Genomic DNA, 14,477 nt, shown 5'->3' with positions numbered 1-14,477 from the left:
GGGAGGCTTGAGCGAGCAGATCATCCAAGTAGGTTGTCGGGTCGATAGAATGTGGTGCAGCGGTCATCGTCATATGCCTTTCGGTGAGATGTGGTAGTTGAGTCGAAAGGTTAACTGACGGTGACCGTCCCACTATTTCCGGGGCCCACCATCAGCAAGCGTTACACCACACTAGTGGACGCAACCGTGGTGGTACATCGGCGGCGCTTGGTAAAGCCTTTGAAGTCCCATGGATTTCATGAGTCGTGCGACTTTCTTGTGGTTGACCGGGGTAAACGCCGTGTCCTCCTTAAGGCTCGCAGCGATGCGTTTAGCGCCGTAAAGACCATGTTCATCATCAAAGATGGTTGTGATTCTCGCACCAATAACGGCATCGGAATACATCTCTTATCCTGCGCTTTTTACGGGTGTGGACCCATTTATAAAACGAGGAACGATTCAGCGTTAACACGTGGCACATCCGTATAAGCCGAGAACTCGGTTCGGTGGTCATAGACACACTGAGAAGCAGAACCCCCCTGTGAGTTGCTTTAAGCAAAATATGTCGCAGCGTTGCGCAGAATATCGCGTTCTTCGCGCAGCTTAGAGACTTCCTTTTCCAGCTGTCGGATTCGCGCAGAATCATTCGCCGCTTGGGCTTTATCCTGCACTACTTTAATGCGAGCACGTTTGCCGGTGCCGTACTTTTTGACCCATGAATGCAGCGAGGCACGGTTGATACCGAGCTCAGCTGATGCTGAGTTCAGCGAGAGGTCCTCATTGTTTTCATAGAGGGCCACACCGTCGCGTTTGAACTGTTCTCAGTACCTGGACATGGTGGTAGATTACCAATCTTGCCAACTCGACTGGGTTGGATATCAGGTGTCCACCAAATGGGGGTCAGGTCCGGGAGCAGAACGCCGCAGTAAGAAGCAACCTCGCAGACTCCACGCTAAACAAGGAATAGATTTACTCCACGATCGACTTACGCCAAGCATCGCTCTACGCCCCTCCAGTCTCGATCGTTTTCAACGACTATCCCCAACCGATCAACCAACAAAACGTCATCTTATAGGTTACGGTTTATGCTCCCGCCTCTCCTTCGGCTCGTTGGGCTGCCGCGAAAATCTCTCCGCTTCGCTCCGAAGATTTCCTCGCCAACCAAACCTGGCAGGGCATGCCAACAGATCAAAACAGTTACGTTGGGTGCTCAATAATTTCACGGCCAAGCACCCAACGTTTAGATTTCTATCGCCCCTCAGCAGCCACACTCATTAGTCCTGCGCAGACGAGGAGCAATCCTTTTATGCGAATATTGTCGCGAACAACTAGGACTTAAGGGAGTCAATAGCTTGAGAGATACTTGTGCCCGGATGGTTCTTGCGATATTCCCGCACCTCCTGAGGAGTTGGATTATCAGAGGTATTACCTTTGATATTTTTGGGGAACTTGCTCGGACGCCAGAACCAGAAGATTAAGACTGCAGCCAATGCACAAGCTGTAGCAATGAGTGGATGACCTGCAATGCCGAAGCCTACTGCGGCTACGAGAAACATAGCTGCACCACTCAATTCAAGTACGGTTTCTAACATTTTCACCCTTAATCTACCCACGTCTCTTAATTGAAGCATTCGTTACGAATGCTCGTAATCCCGAAAAATTCTCCAGCTAGAGCTGCAAGGGCTCCTCCAGCTTCGCGCATCTTTTCGTAAGAAAAGCTTGTGCCCCACATGATTTGCACCGCTTCTCTGACTCCTCCCAATTCTGCAATAAGACGCTTTATCTTGAGAAGTTTTGCCGCGCTGACAAGGTTGGTCCCCAAGAAGAGAGTAATGGCATCCGTACATCCCCAAGTATTTGCGCGCGTTGTTGTAGAAGCTGGACGGTGGTCTGCTAACCACTCTTGAGTCGCTCTATCTCCTTGTTGGAGCACTTGGTCGGGAATAGAGTAAATAAGCTCAAGTCCGTTCTCAATGTCTGCTGCTTCCGAAGCCATGTCTGAGTCTTCGGAGGACTTGGCAATCTGGCTGGCAGTAACAGTGCCGGTTGAAGACGCCTCGGAAGCGTTGGCGACGTTGACTCCGCTAAGCGGTATAGCGACGGTTAGAGCGATCGATGCGAGCCTAGTTGCAATCTTTTTGCCCATTTTCCCTCCATGATTAATTGATAGTCGGTCATGACTACTTAGCCGAATAGCACAGAGCTGAAGCGCACCCCGATGCTGCGAATAGATACGGGGGTAAGTACCCACCTTAATAATACTAAATGTAATTAAAGTGTGTACCTCACTCGGACATTTGTGGGCGTAACTCAAAAAGCTCTATACGTTGGTTGAAGTGCCCCGGGTTTTGTTCCTAGGCTTGTGCCTTGGTTTCCATTATTTCTTGGGAAGGGTTGCGGCTCCAAAACTCGGATTCAACATCCGCCGGCGCCCGGTAGCCTAGGCTCTGGTGGAGCCTTGACTCGTTCCACCAATTCACCCATTCAAACGTGGCAATCTCAACATCAACCACGTCGGTCCACAACCTGGTATGAATCAGCTCGTTTTTGTAGGAACCGTTGACGTTTTCAGCCAGTGCATTGTCATAAGAGTCACCAACAGTACCGGTCGATGCGATAATTCCATGCTCAGCAAGACGCTCATTATAGATAATGCTCACATATTGCGAGCCGTGATCCCAGTGGTGAACTAGACCGGTGGTCTTCTTGGCGCACACAAAGGCTTGATTGAGTGCTTGCAACGGCAACGCTTCGGTGCGCATCGAGTCAGACAACGCCCAGCCGACGATCCTCCGGGAGAACACATCAGTCACGAAGGCGGCGTACACAAACCCTTTTCTGGTGCGCACATAGGTAATGTCTGCCACCCATAGCTAATTAGGCCCACAGGCTTGAAACTCACGACCCACCAAGTCGGGGCGAGTTTCGGGTCCCTTGGGCTTATGTGTCGTCACAGGAGACCGGCCTTTACCTTTGCCAGAAACCTCTGCAAGGCGCATCAAACGCGCGGTCTGTTCACGTCCAATGTCTATTCCTTCACGGCGCAGCGCGTGCCACATTTTGCAAATCCCGTAGACACCGTAGTTTTGTTTATGAACTTCGGTAATGCGCTCTACTAGGGCGGCGTCGCGAAGGCTACGCACGCTTCATCCTCGAGCCTTAGATTGGCGGTACCCACGAGAGGAAAGGAAGCCGCCAACACGGTGTGTATTTAACGTCGTGCAGATGAACTCGACGGTGAAATGATTCCGGTGTTTATCGATGAACTGGATCATTTCCGACGTTTTGGGTCGAGTTCCGATGCGAAAAAAGCCGACGCGGCCTTTAACAGCTCGTTGGTGTCGCGAAGTTCTTGATTCTCACGCCGAAGCTTGGCTACCTCTGCCACGAGGTCTTCGGGCAACGGCTCGGCAATACGACCGTCGCGGCGAGCAGCTTGTGTCCACTGCCGAGCAGTATGCCATGACACGCCCAGCTTCGGAGCCACTGCCTGGCACGCAGCCTGCATCGACATGTTCTCCGCCAGGATGCGATCCTCCACCAAGCGAACGACGCGGTCCTTCGCATCCTGATCAAATTTTCTTGGCATGTTCCAGATTTTCCCATCTACTCAAACAGAACAAAACCTGGTCTACTCAAACAGAACAAAACCTGGGACACTTCATTACCAATCTTGCCAACTCGACTGGGTTGGATATCGGGTGTCCTCCAAACGGGGGTCAGATTCGACGCGCCCCTCGGCCCGGTACCAACTACCCGGAATACGGCAGTACCGAGTCTTCGGAACACCGGTACCAGAAACCTGCGTCTGACATTCAATTGCATCAATCTTGGCCTTATCACCTTAGATCTCGTCGTGCCACAGTAGTCATTCTGGCCCATCTCCTCATGCGGGTTAGGTACCCACACACAAACCATTAGACACTCTCTACTTCACACCAGCCGAGAAAATAGCCGCCCTGATAAACGTAACCGAAGTGTTTCCGTGACCACTAGAATTCGCCCAAAGGCCCAAGCACGAGAAACCCCTCGCTACCACCTCGCGGTGGCGGCGAGGGTTGCTTTTTTGGCTGCGGTTTAGGCCTAGTGCCAACCCATGGTCATGAGCAAACCGATGATGGCGAGGCCGAAGCCAATCCCGTAGTTCCAACCTCCGAGCTCTGCCATGAAGGGGATGGATCCACCGGCGAGGTAATTGACCACGAGCCATAGCAGCCCGAGGACCATCAGGCCAAGCATGATGGCGACGTACCACTTCGGGGTACCTTCAGAGTTGATTTTGACCGGGGTGCGATTCGTACCGGTAGAGCTCGATACCAGGGGGGCAGAGCTCGGGGTGATCTTTGACTTTGGCATAAAAGACCTTCTTTAGATTTCAGTTCTTATCTCAGTGATTACTGATGAATTACGATACCAGCAGCTATTGCTGCGGCAGTAGCTCCGAGGCTTCGAATTTCCAGATGCGAACCTCCACGTCCTGATCCTTGCGGATGGTATCGCCGAGATTGACGGACGCCCAACCGATCTTATTGTTATCCACCAACGCGCCAGTGGGAATCGGCTCGCCTACCTGCAGTACGCCATCCCAGCCAGCCTGCCGTAGCGCATTCTCGGCCTGTCCTTGATTCTTGTGCATGATCTCTGGTGCCTTCATGAGTATCCCATTGGATACCTCAATGGTGATAGTCTGACCCTTTTCCACCTGCGCGCCTTGGTTGGAGACACTAAGCACGGTGCCTTCCGGCTCTAAGGAATCGACTTCGTGGACATTGACGTCAAAGTCATTGGCTTCGAGGCGGCTGCGTGCATCTTGCTCGTCCAAGCCGGTGACATCAGGAACGCGCTTCTTTTCGACGCCCTTAGACACCGTCACCCGGACCTTCGAACCCTTGGACAACTGCGTACCACCCGCGGGGTTCTGTTGGATTACCTCGCCAATGGGGGCCGCATCATTGCGCTCGGAAATACTCGAGTTCAGCTCCAAGCCGGCTTCTTCCAAGATCTCCGCAGCCTCATCCAAGTCCATGCCGGTAACATCGGGGACCTCGATGATTTCCTTGCCGGAAGAAACGGTCAAGGTTACTGAGGCATTCTTCTGCAACTCCGATCCAGGGGCCGGATTGATGCGAATCGCATTATTGCGATCGATATCCGGGTTAGCCTCTTCGTTCACGGTGACGAGAAGCCCCAAGTCCTCGAGTTCTTTTACCACTTCACTGCGCGGGCGGTTTTCTACCTCCGGCACGATGACGCTATTGTGTTCCGCTACCTCGGTGTGGTTCCGGCCGTCCCGGTTTTTTCTAAAATCGTTGCTATTCCACAAATCCCAGGCAAAATAGCCCAAGATGGCGACCAACAGCGCGACAAGAACCAGCGCCAGCCACTTCATCCAGTCGCCGCCTTCTTCCTCTGCAGGTTCATCGTTAGGACGTGTCGATTTAATCGGCGCCCGGTGGGATGCAGCCGCAGTGTCGGTGGCCGGTGCGGGTATTACCGTCGTGGCATCGTCCTCATTGACGTGCATGCGGGCAGCTTCGGTGACCTGGCCGCTGCGCAGGCGATCCAAATCGCCTGCCATCTCCCACGCAGACTGGTAGCGATCCGCAGGGTGTTTGGCCATCGCGGTCAAAACCACCGCATCGATATTAACCTTCTGGGTGGGGGTCAATGAGCCGTCATCGATAAGTTCCGAAGGCGGGGTCGCTTCCTCCTGTACGTGTTGGTAGGCCACAGCAAAGGGGGTTTCGCCTTCGAATGGGGTGCGCCCGGTGAGCACCTCATACATTACGCAGCCCAGCGCATAGACATCAGAGCGCGCATCGGCGTTTTTGCCGCGCGCCTGCTCTGGGGAAAGGTACTGGGCAGTACCGATAACGGCGGAAGTCTGAGTCATCGCCGAGGACGAATCATCCAATGCACGGGCGATGCCGAAGTCCATCACCTTCACTTGGCCGGTGTTGGTGAGCATGATGTTCGCCGGTTTGATATCGCGGTGAATGATTCCCGCCTCATGGGATGCCTGCAGGGCCTCAGCAACCGGCTTGAGGATTTCTGCTGTCTCTCGAGCGGGCAGCGGGCCATCGTCGCGAATAATGTCGCGCAGGGTAGGCCCGTTGACCTTCTCCATGACGATGTACGGGATGGTCATGCCGTCCATCTCGCTCTCGCCGGTGTCATAGACCGCGACTATATTGGGATGGTTTAGTTTGCCCGAGTTCTGTGCCTCGCGGTAGAAACGCTCGCGAAAGTTGATATCGCGAGCCATCTCCGTGCGTAGCATTTTTACCGCTACTTGTCGGCCTAAAGTGGTATCTTCTGCAGTAAATACCTCGGACATGCCGCCGGAGCCAATGATGCCACCGAGCCGGTACCGGTCATTGAGCATGGCTTAGTCACCATCCTGTCTTAATAAGTCAGATAAGTCCCCAGGAAGTTCATCGGGCTGTGAGTTTACTGTGTTTTTCTGCTCAGGTGTATTTTCGACGTGCGTTTGCTGCTGCTGAGTCTGCTGCTGAGTCTGCTGTTGGGGCTGGCGTTGCTGCATCGGAGTATTCGGGTTCTGCTGGTTTCGCGTCGGAGCCTGCTGGTACGGAGGCTGGGGCTGCCGAAGGTTGTCATTCGGTGCTTGGTTGCCGTCCCGATTTGTCGGCTCCGTCTCTGTTATCGTGACTTCCTGCGGCGTTTCATTGGTAACCTCGTTCTCCTCCCGGGGTTGTACCTGTGTGGTCGTGGGGTCCAGGTACTCGGTGACCACAGACGTTTCTTGGGTGGAGGAGGGCTCGCTGTCCCCGCCCTTGCTATTAATGAGGTTCCTAATGAAGTAACCGCCGATGGCAAGCAGGGCGATGGCCAAGACGGTACCTAGGATTTTGAGCAAAGAATTCCCGCTCTTCGAATCGCTTCCCGGAGCTGGTGCCGCCTTGCGTTGCGCCGCCGGATGAATGGTGGTTGGCTGCGCGACATCGGCAAGCATCTCGGTCGATGCCGAGGGCGAAGGCTCTGGGGCCCGGTGGTGGGGCGGAATGGACTTCGTACGCGGTGGACGTTTGCCCAGGCGCACGTCCGATACCGCGACCGTGAATTCATTGCCATCGGCATAGCGGGTAGTAGGATCCTTGCGCAACGCGATGCGGATCAGCTCCCGGGCGGGGGCGCTAATCGTGGTCGAAAGCGGTTCTGGCTCCTGGTTGATGTGGGCAAGGGCAATGGACACGGAGGAATCGCCTGAAAAGGGGCGTTTGCCGCTAAGCATCTCGTAGCCTACGACACCGAGCGAATAGATATCCGAGGCAGGGGTGACTGCCTTGCCCTGTGCTTGCTCAGGCGAAACGTACTGGGCGGTACCCACCACCATGCCGGTGCGTGTGAGCGGTACCGCGGATGCGGCCTTGGCGATGCCAAAGTCCGTAATCTTTACCTGCCCATTTTGGGTAATCATCAGGTTGCCAGGCTTAATATCGCGGTGCACCAAGCCCATCCGGTGGATAATGGATAGGCCGTGGCCCGCTTGCTCAAGTACGTCTAGCGCGAGTTCTTCCTGCAAAATACTCTCACGCGCGAGCAGGTCCGCGAGGGATTCGCCCCGCACGTATTCCAAGGCCATGAAACAGAACTTGCGGCCATTATCTTCCAGCTCGCGGTAGTCATACGTGGCTACTACGTTATCTGATTGGATAGATTCGGCCGATTTCGCTTCATTGCGGAAACGGGAGAGGAATTCCTGGTTATCGGAAAATTCCGGTCTTAAAACCTTAATGGCTACTTCGCGGTCGTTAAGGGTGTCATCTGCAAGCCACACCGTGGACATGCCACCGTGGCCAATGATCCACTGCAGTTCGTAGTCGCTGCCGATAAGTTCTTGGAGATGGTCCTTATTCTCGGAATTCTTCATTACTGCTCCCCCTGGTATGCACCCAAGATGGCACGACCAATTGGGCCGGAGACTCGGCCGCCCGTCGCAGATTCGCCTAGGTTGCCGCCATTCTTAACGACGACCCCGACGGCAATATCGCGGTCCGGGTCAAAGGCGACGTACCAAACGTGCGGAGCCAAACCTTCACCGTGCTCGGCGGTACCGGTTTTGGATGCGAAGCCATTGCCGTCGTAGCCCCACGAAGAACGCTCCGAGGCAAACATCAAATCCCGAATGGTCGATGCGGTCTCTTCCGTGACGGCCTCTTCTGCTTTCTTGGGCTTGGTGGTGCGAATCTCCTTCATCTGGGCATCGGTGATTCGATTGACCAGGTAAGGCTCCATGCGTATGCCCTTATTGGCCACGGTGCCGGCCATGACGGCTGCCTGCAACGCGGTCATGGTGACATCGCGCTGACCGATGGCCGATTGCGCCGTTGCCGAACCATCCGGAAGGTCGCCCAAGGTACCCGCGGACGACGAGACCCCCAGGTCGTATTTTTTACCGATGCCAAAAGCATCCGCGTACTTGCGCAGCTCGTCGGGGCCAATCTGCTCAGAAATCTGCACAAATGCGGTATTGCACGACAGGGCGAATGCGGTCTGCAGGGTGACGGAATCCTGACCGTTGCATTTCTCATTGCCGTAGTTCGTCAGCTCCGTGACAGCATCCGGCAAGGTGATCACATTGGCACCGGTGAGGCTCGACGAGGGAGTAAATCCATTATTTAATCCGGCCGCAGTAGTGATGATCTTGAAAATAGATCCCGGTGGCAAAGTATCCGCCGCTGCGTGGTTGACCAGCGGTCGGCCTGCTTGCTCTTGCAAGTTTGTCCAAGTCTCCTCAGCGGAGTCACCCACCAATGAATTCGGGTTGAACCCCGGGTTGGAGGCCATAGCTAGGATTTTGCCCGTCGACGGCTGAATGGCAACCGCCGATCCTTCGTATCCCGGTCCTGCCAACTGGTCGTATGCGGCCTGCTGCAATGCAGGGTCGATGGTGACCTCTACATTGGCTCCCTGGGTGGGTTTATTTGCGATGGTATCCAGCCAGTGCTGTTTGAACAGAGAATCATCCGTGCCATTGAGAATGTCATTTTGCGAGGATTCCAATTCCGAAGCGCCAAATTGGCTGGACAAGTAGCCGGTGATATTGCCATAAGCGGGCGAATCGATGGGATAAGACCGGGAATAGGTCCCATCCGGGTTTTCCGTAGATTGCGCCAGCACCGTATTACCGGAATAAATCTGGCCCCGCGGGGTGGTCTGCAACTCTAAAAACCCACGCGAGTTCTTAGCGTTACGCGCGTATTTATCATCCGAAAATGCTTGAATGACCGTCAAGTTTACCAGCAGGATAGCGGTCAAAATGATGGCAAATAGGGATACTAGGCGGATGGATTTATTCATCGGTAAGCCTCCTGAACCGACGGGAACATGGAGGTGTCACTCGGAGTATTTTCCGAGTTTTCCTGCATGGGTCGGCGTGCCGCGTTAGAGATCCGCAGCAAAATCGCCAACAGTACGTAGTTAGCCATGAGAGAGGAACCACCGGCGGACATAAAAGGTGTGGTTAAGCCCGTCATCGGTAGCAGAGCGGAAATGCCACCGGTAACGACGAAGACCTGTACCGCAAAAGTAAGAGACAAGCCTGAAGCGACCAGTTTGCCGTAGGTGTCGCGGGTACGCAACGCGGTATTGAATCCCCGGGTAACCAACATGCCAAAAAGGATCAAAACGGCAGCTAGACCAATAAGCCCCAATTCCTCGCCGACGGCGGCGAGGATAAAGTCGGAGTGTGCTACCGGTACTAATTCGGGGTGACCCTGGCCCAAGCCGCTGCCAGAAATACCGCCGGATGATAAGCCGAAGAGGGACTGGGACAGTTGGAAGCCGGTGACATCATAATTGGCTAGCGGATCTAAGAAATTGGAGAAGCGCTGCTGGATCTTTGCGGAGACCTGGTAAATGCCAAAGCCACCGATAGCAACAAGGAGGAGGCCGATAAATAGCCAACTGACCCGGCCGGTAGCCATAAATAGCATGCCCAGCACCGTGCTGAAGAGCAGAAGTGCCGGACCAAAGTCATTAGAAATACCCATGATCATGATGGCGATAGCCCACACGATGAGAATGGGGGCGAGGTCGCGCAAGCGGGGCAGGGAAATCCCTAAGAAACGATAGCCAGCCACAGTAAAAAGGGATCGCTTCTGCGTTAGCAGCATGGCGAAAAACAAAATCAGCATAATTTTGGAGAACTCACCCGGCTGAATGGAAAATGGACCGAACTTCAGCCAAATGCGCGCCTCAACGTCATCAGGTTGTGGCCACACCAACGGTAGCGCCAACAGCACGAGGCCAGCCGCTCCCAAAACATAGGAATAGCGGGTTAGTGACCGATGATCCTTGATAACTGCAAGGAACAGTACGAAGAACACGAGTCCAACGATGGTCCACATGACCTGGCGGACCGCGAGACCTTGACCATTGACCAGATCCAATCGGGCTACAACGATGAGGCCAACGCCATTAAGGATGGCAACGATTGGCAACATGATCTGGTCTGCATAAGGCGCCAAAAAGCATATTGCCAGGTGGGCAATGGTGAACACACCAATGAACCCACCGATGAGGTAGAACAAGTCCGTTGTGAGGGCATTATCCTGCGACAGCTCCAAACTGACCAAGGTAATGGCAAAGACAACCGCGGCAAGTATAAGGAGGCCAAGCTCGATTCTCCGGCTAAAAAACTTCTGCATCAGCTACACCTCCCTACAAGTGACCCCAGGTTTGTATTCCTTGGTATCTTTATTCTCTTTTTGGGTCGGTGTTGTGATGCACGGCTTCAGTGCTTTTTCTCCCAAGTTATTAATCTGATCCTGTACCTTGCTCAGGGCACCGGGAGAAATGTGATTGACCGCTCCTCGTTCAGACTCAGGCAGATCAGAGACCTTCAAGGGGGTGAAGTCACCCTCGCACTTCCGGGCAGAGAATAACAACGATTTTTTGTCATTAATGCACACGTATTGGTGCATGGAGTTTAAATCGCTGCCAAATAAGGAATAATCCGCGCCTTTGCGAATGGTGATTTCCTGGGCGTTGTTGGTCTCGGCATAGTAATTATTGGACAGGAAATTCTTTGCCCACAGCCCGGCGCCGATAACGAGCACTAAGACGCTTATGAGGGCGATGAGGACCTTCCACCCGACTTTTCGTCGAGAGGGCTCGTCCTCTGCCTCTTCTTCATCGGGGTCCTTGCCTGCGTTGTCTTCTTGGGCCATGACGGCCGGCGGAATCACCTGGGGTTTACGGGTGAGTTTGGCGGCACGTGAGGCAGACGAATCAGGATGCGTGGGCTCTTCTGCCGAACTTGCAAGCGCGCCGACCTGGAACGGCTCGTGGGCGGCAGGTTTCTCTTCCGTAACCTCACCGATGACGACCGTGACATTATCCGGTCCGCCCGAACGAATAGCGAGATCCACGAGGGTGGATCCTGCCTGTTCGATGCTTCCCCGACTTAGGGCGGTTTCAATAGTGGAAGCGGTAACAGGGTCCGAAAGTCCATCCGAGCACAGCAGGATGCGGTCTCCCACCTTGGCCTCGAAGGTAAAGAGCGTTGGCTCCACCGCACGGCCGGTATAGGCCTTTAAAATGAGGGATTTTTGCGGGTGGGAGGAAACATCTTCTGCGGCTAATTCGCCCGTATCAACCAAGGACTGCACATAGGTATCGTCTTTGGTGATTTGCTCGAGCTTGCCATCGCGCAGCACATAGCCGCGCGAATCGCCGACATGGCAGACGCCAAAGGTGGTGCCATTGAACAGCATCGTCGTCAGCGTTGTGCCCATGCCTTTGGTTTCCGGGTGGGCGGTGACATGGGCGCTGATGGCGTCATTGGCGTCATCGGCAGCAGCCGCAAGGAGTGCCTCCATGTCCTCCTTACCTGGATCCTGATCAAGGATTTCGAGGTGGTTGACCATGAGTTGGGAGGCGACCTCACCCGCGGCATGCCCGCCCATGCCATCGGCCAAAATCAGCAGGTGGGATCCGGCGTATCCGGAGTCCTCATTGTTTCCACGGATAAGCCCGCGGTCCGACTTGGCAAAAAAGTTTAGGTTCAGTGTCATGCGTTCAACCTCACGGTAGTGCGGCCTAGCTTAATTTCGGAGTTCGCGCCGACTACCTCGGGTTGGTCGATGCGCACACCATTGACGAGGGTTCCGTTGCGAGATTCCAAGTCTTCGACGACCCACTCACTGCCGCGGCGAAATAGGCGTGCATGATGGCCGGAGGAGTAATCATCCCCAGTGACAAAATCACAGTCGGCGGCGCGGCCCAGGGTACATTCCTCGAGCGTTCCCAAGTTCATGTGGGATCCTTGTAGGGGGCCTTCCACAATGGAAAGTTGTTTTACTGCAGTGTGACTGCGTGGGGATGCACCCATTTTTGATGGTTGTGGCATAGCACCTGCGGATTTATCGGTATCCCGTCGCATGGCATTTAAGGCCACCAGGACAAACACCCACAAAAGAGCCAATAAGCCGATGCGAAGCGCCAGCAGGATTACTGCATCCATGGCGGCCTCCCTTCCTCAGTAAGAATTAGTATTTATGCGAATCAAGGCCCGTAATGCGTACTTCGACGTGGGAATGGCCCATGGTGATCACATCGCCATCGGCAAGCAGCCAGTTATCAATGGGAGTGTCATTGACTGTGGTCCCATTCGTGGACTGCAAATCCACCAACACGGCATCCTCGCCGTTCCATGTTATTTCCGCGTGCTGGCGGGATACACCCGTATCCGGCAGACGCAGATCTGCATCATTGCTGCGGCCAATAATATTTGACCCTTCTTGCACGTGGTAAACGCGGGAAGATCCATCTTGCAACATTAAGTTGACTGCGGGGCCCTGTGTTTGCGGTGCGGGGTGGTCATCTTGCGCAATGAAAGTGGTAGTAGCTGCATCATCCGCATTTTTTTCGTGCGGGTTGGTCATCTGGTCCTCCTGACCATCAAAGTCGTGGAAAATCGCCTCGAAACCGGTTTCTTCAGTGGGCTCGTGATCTATAAACGAGGACACACGAAGCTGGCCCGTACGCAGACCTGATTCCTCCGCTATACGCACAACGACGGGACCAGCAAGGGACCATCCGTTATTGCGGATAAAGCGAGATAATTGGTCTGCGCAATCGGCAGGCAAATTGGGGTCTTGGGATAAGTTCTCCAAATCCTTAGAGGAGACACCTACAGTCATTACATTGGGACTATAGAGCCGGTTATCGTCCCCATGTCCGAGATTGTCCTGGGCTTCTTGTTTCACAAGCTCATCAATCTCTGCAGGAACGACCTTGCCCCCGAAGACAAAAGCCATGCCGTTATCAAGGCCGCGTTGCATAGTGGAGTCGAGCTTCGCCAGCCTTTCTAAAAACGCCACGAATCTAGCTCCTTTCCGCTATACAGTGATCAGTACCAGTCATTATAGTTTGTACACCCCTTTCAAACGTAGACGGCGGCGCGAAAGTTCCTAGAAGTGCGCTTTTAAAGCCGCGAAATAATCCGCATTTACTGCTGATTTGTTATTGCAGGCACTACCTGTGCTATCTTCATTTTGTCGCAATGACAATTACACCCTGCCCGGGTGGCGGAATTGGCAGACGCGCTGGCTTCAGGTGCCAGTGTTCGATAAGGACGTGCGGGTTCAAGTCCCGCCCCGGGCACACTGTGAAGTCTCGAGACATCGTTCTGGTCGGTGTCTCGAGACCTCTATTTTTGTGGTGCACGAAAGTGTTCAAAACTTTTGGATCTTTGTGGCTTAATTTCCCGATTCATGGATCATCGGCGCCCGATGGAATCTGCCCGGGCGGACTACTTTCCGGTGCGGAATGTAAGGATTTTATGCAGGCTCTGCGGGCGCCAAAACTTTGCGAAAGGCCCTTTTGAGCCCCGCGTGCCTGTTTTCTGCGGTGGAAGTTCAGCTTAAGTCACTCGTGACTATCTGATTGACGTTTACTCACTATGACCTTGTAGGAACGATGTCTCAAGACTTTTCGTTTTTGTGGTTGAGGTTACCCTCGTTGGGTGGACACCCGATTAGTGCGGATGGTGTGTTCGTAAGAGAGGATGTTCGGTCAAGTCCGGTGGAGTGGTGTATCTGTCCTTTCTGAATCTGTGGATCGGGGGACAGTGTCAGGGTCGGTGTTGGGGTCCGGCTCGGGGTTGATGTTGGTTCATTAGGAGGCTGCCTCGATGGTGTCTGCGTCGTTGGTGTGGATGGTGTTGGCGGCTATGAGGTTTCGGGTGTGTTCCAAGCTCGCCAGCGACATGTAGCGTTTCTGTTGGATCCAATCGTCATGTTGCTCGGCTAGTATCGCGCCGACGAGGCGGATGACTGCTGCGCGGTTGGGAAAGATTCCTACAACGTCGGTGCGCCGCCGGATTTCCCGGTTCAAACGCTCCGTGGGATTATTGGACCATACCTTCGTCCATACAGCTTTGGGTGCGGTTGTAAACGCGAGTATTTCATCTAATGATTCTTCCAGGTAGTCGGCGACGTCAGGGAAACGCTGCGTGCAGAAATCTACGACCT

General features: G+C 54.1%; 14 protein-coding genes, 1 tRNA gene and 2 pseudogenes. 1 reads left to right on the top strand and 16 read right to left on the bottom strand.

Annotated features, from left to right (window positions below; translation table 11 throughout):
* Positions 1 to 171: 171 nt before the first annotated feature.
* From D9V82_RS11435 to D9V82_RS11375, 15 genes and pseudogenes are all read right to left on the bottom strand, one after another.
* Positions 172 to 384, bottom strand: coding sequence for a helix-turn-helix domain-containing protein (locus tag D9V82_RS11435; RefSeq protein WP_121912467.1), 213 nt, complete (start codon positions 382 to 384; stop codon positions 172 to 174).
* Between the two features lie 146 nt (positions 385 to 530).
* A pseudogene (locus D9V82_RS11430) lies at positions 531 to 788 on the bottom strand (transposase); the annotation flags it as partial.
* 519 nt (positions 789 to 1,307) lie between these two features.
* Positions 1,308 to 1,571 carry a DUF3329 domain-containing protein gene (locus D9V82_RS11425; protein ID WP_121912466.1) on the bottom strand — a complete coding sequence of 88 codons (264 nt, stop codon included), beginning with the start codon at positions 1,569 to 1,571 and terminating at the stop codon, positions 1,308 to 1,310.
* A gap of 26 nt (positions 1,572 to 1,597) precedes the next feature.
* Complete coding sequence (locus D9V82_RS11420) at positions 1,598 to 2,125, bottom strand: hypothetical protein (RefSeq protein ID WP_121912465.1); 528 nt, start codon at positions 2,123 to 2,125, stop codon at positions 1,598 to 1,600.
* A gap of 208 nt (positions 2,126 to 2,333) precedes the next feature.
* Positions 2,334 to 2,846, bottom strand: a complete 513-nt coding sequence (locus tag D9V82_RS13020; protein WP_325167991.1) for an IS3 family transposase — start codon at positions 2,844 to 2,846, stop codon at positions 2,334 to 2,336.
* Positions 2,847 to 2,852: 6 nt separating this feature from the next.
* Complete coding sequence (locus tag D9V82_RS13015) at positions 2,853 to 3,122, bottom strand: IS3 family transposase (RefSeq protein ID WP_121928314.1); 270 nt, start codon at positions 3,120 to 3,122, stop codon at positions 2,853 to 2,855.
* Between the two features lie 128 nt (positions 3,123 to 3,250).
* A pseudogene (locus tag D9V82_RS13010) lies at positions 3,251 to 3,593 on the bottom strand (transposase).
* Between the two features lie 469 nt (positions 3,594 to 4,062).
* Entirely contained in the window at positions 4,063 to 4,335 is a 273-nt protein-coding gene (crgA, locus tag D9V82_RS11410) for a cell division protein CrgA (protein ID WP_121912464.1), read from the bottom strand.
* 64 nt (positions 4,336 to 4,399) lie between these two features.
* Positions 4,400 to 6,364 (bottom strand): Stk1 family PASTA domain-containing Ser/Thr kinase, encoded by a 1,965-nt coding sequence (pknB, locus tag D9V82_RS11405; RefSeq protein WP_121912463.1) that lies wholly within the window; start codon positions 6,362 to 6,364, stop codon positions 4,400 to 4,402.
* A 3-nt stretch (positions 6,365 to 6,367) separates the two neighbouring features.
* Entirely contained in the window at positions 6,368 to 7,870 is a 1,503-nt protein-coding gene (locus D9V82_RS11400) for a serine/threonine-protein kinase (RefSeq protein ID WP_121912462.1), read from the bottom strand.
* Positions 7,870 to 9,300, bottom strand: a complete 1,431-nt coding sequence (locus D9V82_RS11395) for a peptidoglycan D,D-transpeptidase FtsI family protein (RefSeq protein WP_121912461.1) — start codon at positions 9,298 to 9,300, stop codon at positions 7,870 to 7,872. Before D9V82_RS11395 ends, D9V82_RS11400 begins: the two co-directional genes overlap by 1 nt.
* Positions 9,297 to 10,649, bottom strand: coding sequence for an FtsW/RodA/SpoVE family cell cycle protein (locus D9V82_RS11390; protein WP_121912460.1), 1,353 nt, complete (start codon positions 10,647 to 10,649; stop codon positions 9,297 to 9,299). The genes D9V82_RS11395 and D9V82_RS11390 overlap by 4 nt, the downstream gene beginning before the upstream one ends.
* Before the next feature lie 3 nt (positions 10,650 to 10,652).
* On the bottom strand, positions 10,653 to 12,017 hold the full coding sequence (locus D9V82_RS11385) for a PP2C family protein-serine/threonine phosphatase (protein ID WP_121912459.1): 1,365 nt from the start codon (positions 12,015 to 12,017) through the stop codon (positions 10,653 to 10,655).
* Positions 12,014 to 12,466 carry an FHA domain-containing protein FhaB/FipA gene (locus tag D9V82_RS11380; RefSeq protein ID WP_121912458.1) on the bottom strand — a complete coding sequence of 151 codons (453 nt, stop codon included), beginning with the start codon at positions 12,464 to 12,466 and terminating at the stop codon, positions 12,014 to 12,016. Before D9V82_RS11380 ends, D9V82_RS11385 begins: the two co-directional genes overlap by 4 nt.
* A 25-nt stretch (positions 12,467 to 12,491) precedes the next feature.
* Positions 12,492 to 13,325, bottom strand: a complete 834-nt coding sequence (locus D9V82_RS11375; protein WP_121912457.1) for a DUF3662 and FHA domain-containing protein — start codon at positions 13,323 to 13,325, stop codon at positions 12,492 to 12,494.
* A gap of 198 nt (positions 13,326 to 13,523) precedes the next feature.
* Here D9V82_RS11375 and D9V82_RS11370 point away from each other — a divergent pair.
* A tRNA-Leu gene (locus D9V82_RS11370) sits at positions 13,524 to 13,608 on the top strand.
* 513 nt (positions 13,609 to 14,121) lie between these two features.
* Here the strand turns inward: D9V82_RS11370 and D9V82_RS11365 are convergent.
* A partial coding sequence (locus tag D9V82_RS11365) for a transposase (protein ID WP_208635843.1) occupies positions 14,122 to 14,477 on the bottom strand: 356 nt, incomplete at its 5' end.

The sequence above is a fragment of the Corynebacterium macginleyi genome (genome assembly GCF_003688935.1).
Lineage (GTDB): Bacteria > Actinomycetota > Actinomycetes > Mycobacteriales > Mycobacteriaceae > Corynebacterium > Corynebacterium macginleyi.
The sequence above is the reverse complement of the archived record's forward strand: the minus strand, read 5'-3'. Positions and strand labels throughout refer to the sequence as shown.

Coding starts and splice junctions, on each gene's coding strand:
- crgA (WP_121912464.1), bottom strand. CDS start 4,335: ATGCCAAAGTCAAAGATCACCCCGAGCTCTGCCCCCCTGGTATCGAGC.
- D9V82_RS11425 (WP_121912466.1), bottom strand. CDS start 1,571: ATGTTAGAAACCGTACTTGAATTGAGTGGTGCAGCTATGTTTCTCGTA.
- D9V82_RS11420 (WP_121912465.1), bottom strand. CDS start 2,125: ATGGGCAAAAAGATTGCAACTAGGCTCGCATCGATCGCTCTAACCGTC.
- D9V82_RS11400 (WP_121912462.1), bottom strand. CDS start 7,870: ATGAAGAATTCCGAGAATAAGGACCATCTCCAAGAACTTATCGGCAGC.
- D9V82_RS11390 (WP_121912460.1), bottom strand. CDS start 10,649: ATGCAGAAGTTTTTTAGCCGGAGAATCGAGCTTGGCCTCCTTATACTT.
- D9V82_RS11385 (WP_121912459.1), bottom strand. CDS start 12,017: ATGACACTGAACCTAAACTTTTTTGCCAAGTCGGACCGCGGGCTTATC.
- pknB (WP_121912463.1), bottom strand. CDS start 6,364: ATGCTCAATGACCGGTACCGGCTCGGTGGCATCATTGGCTCCGGCGGC.
- D9V82_RS11395 (WP_121912461.1), bottom strand. CDS start 9,300: ATGAATAAATCCATCCGCCTAGTATCCCTATTTGCCATCATTTTGACC.
- D9V82_RS11435 (WP_121912467.1), bottom strand. CDS start 384: ATGTATTCCGATGCCGTTATTGGTGCGAGAATCACAACCATCTTTGAT.
- D9V82_RS11380 (WP_121912458.1), bottom strand. CDS start 12,466: ATGGATGCAGTAATCCTGCTGGCGCTTCGCATCGGCTTATTGGCTCTT.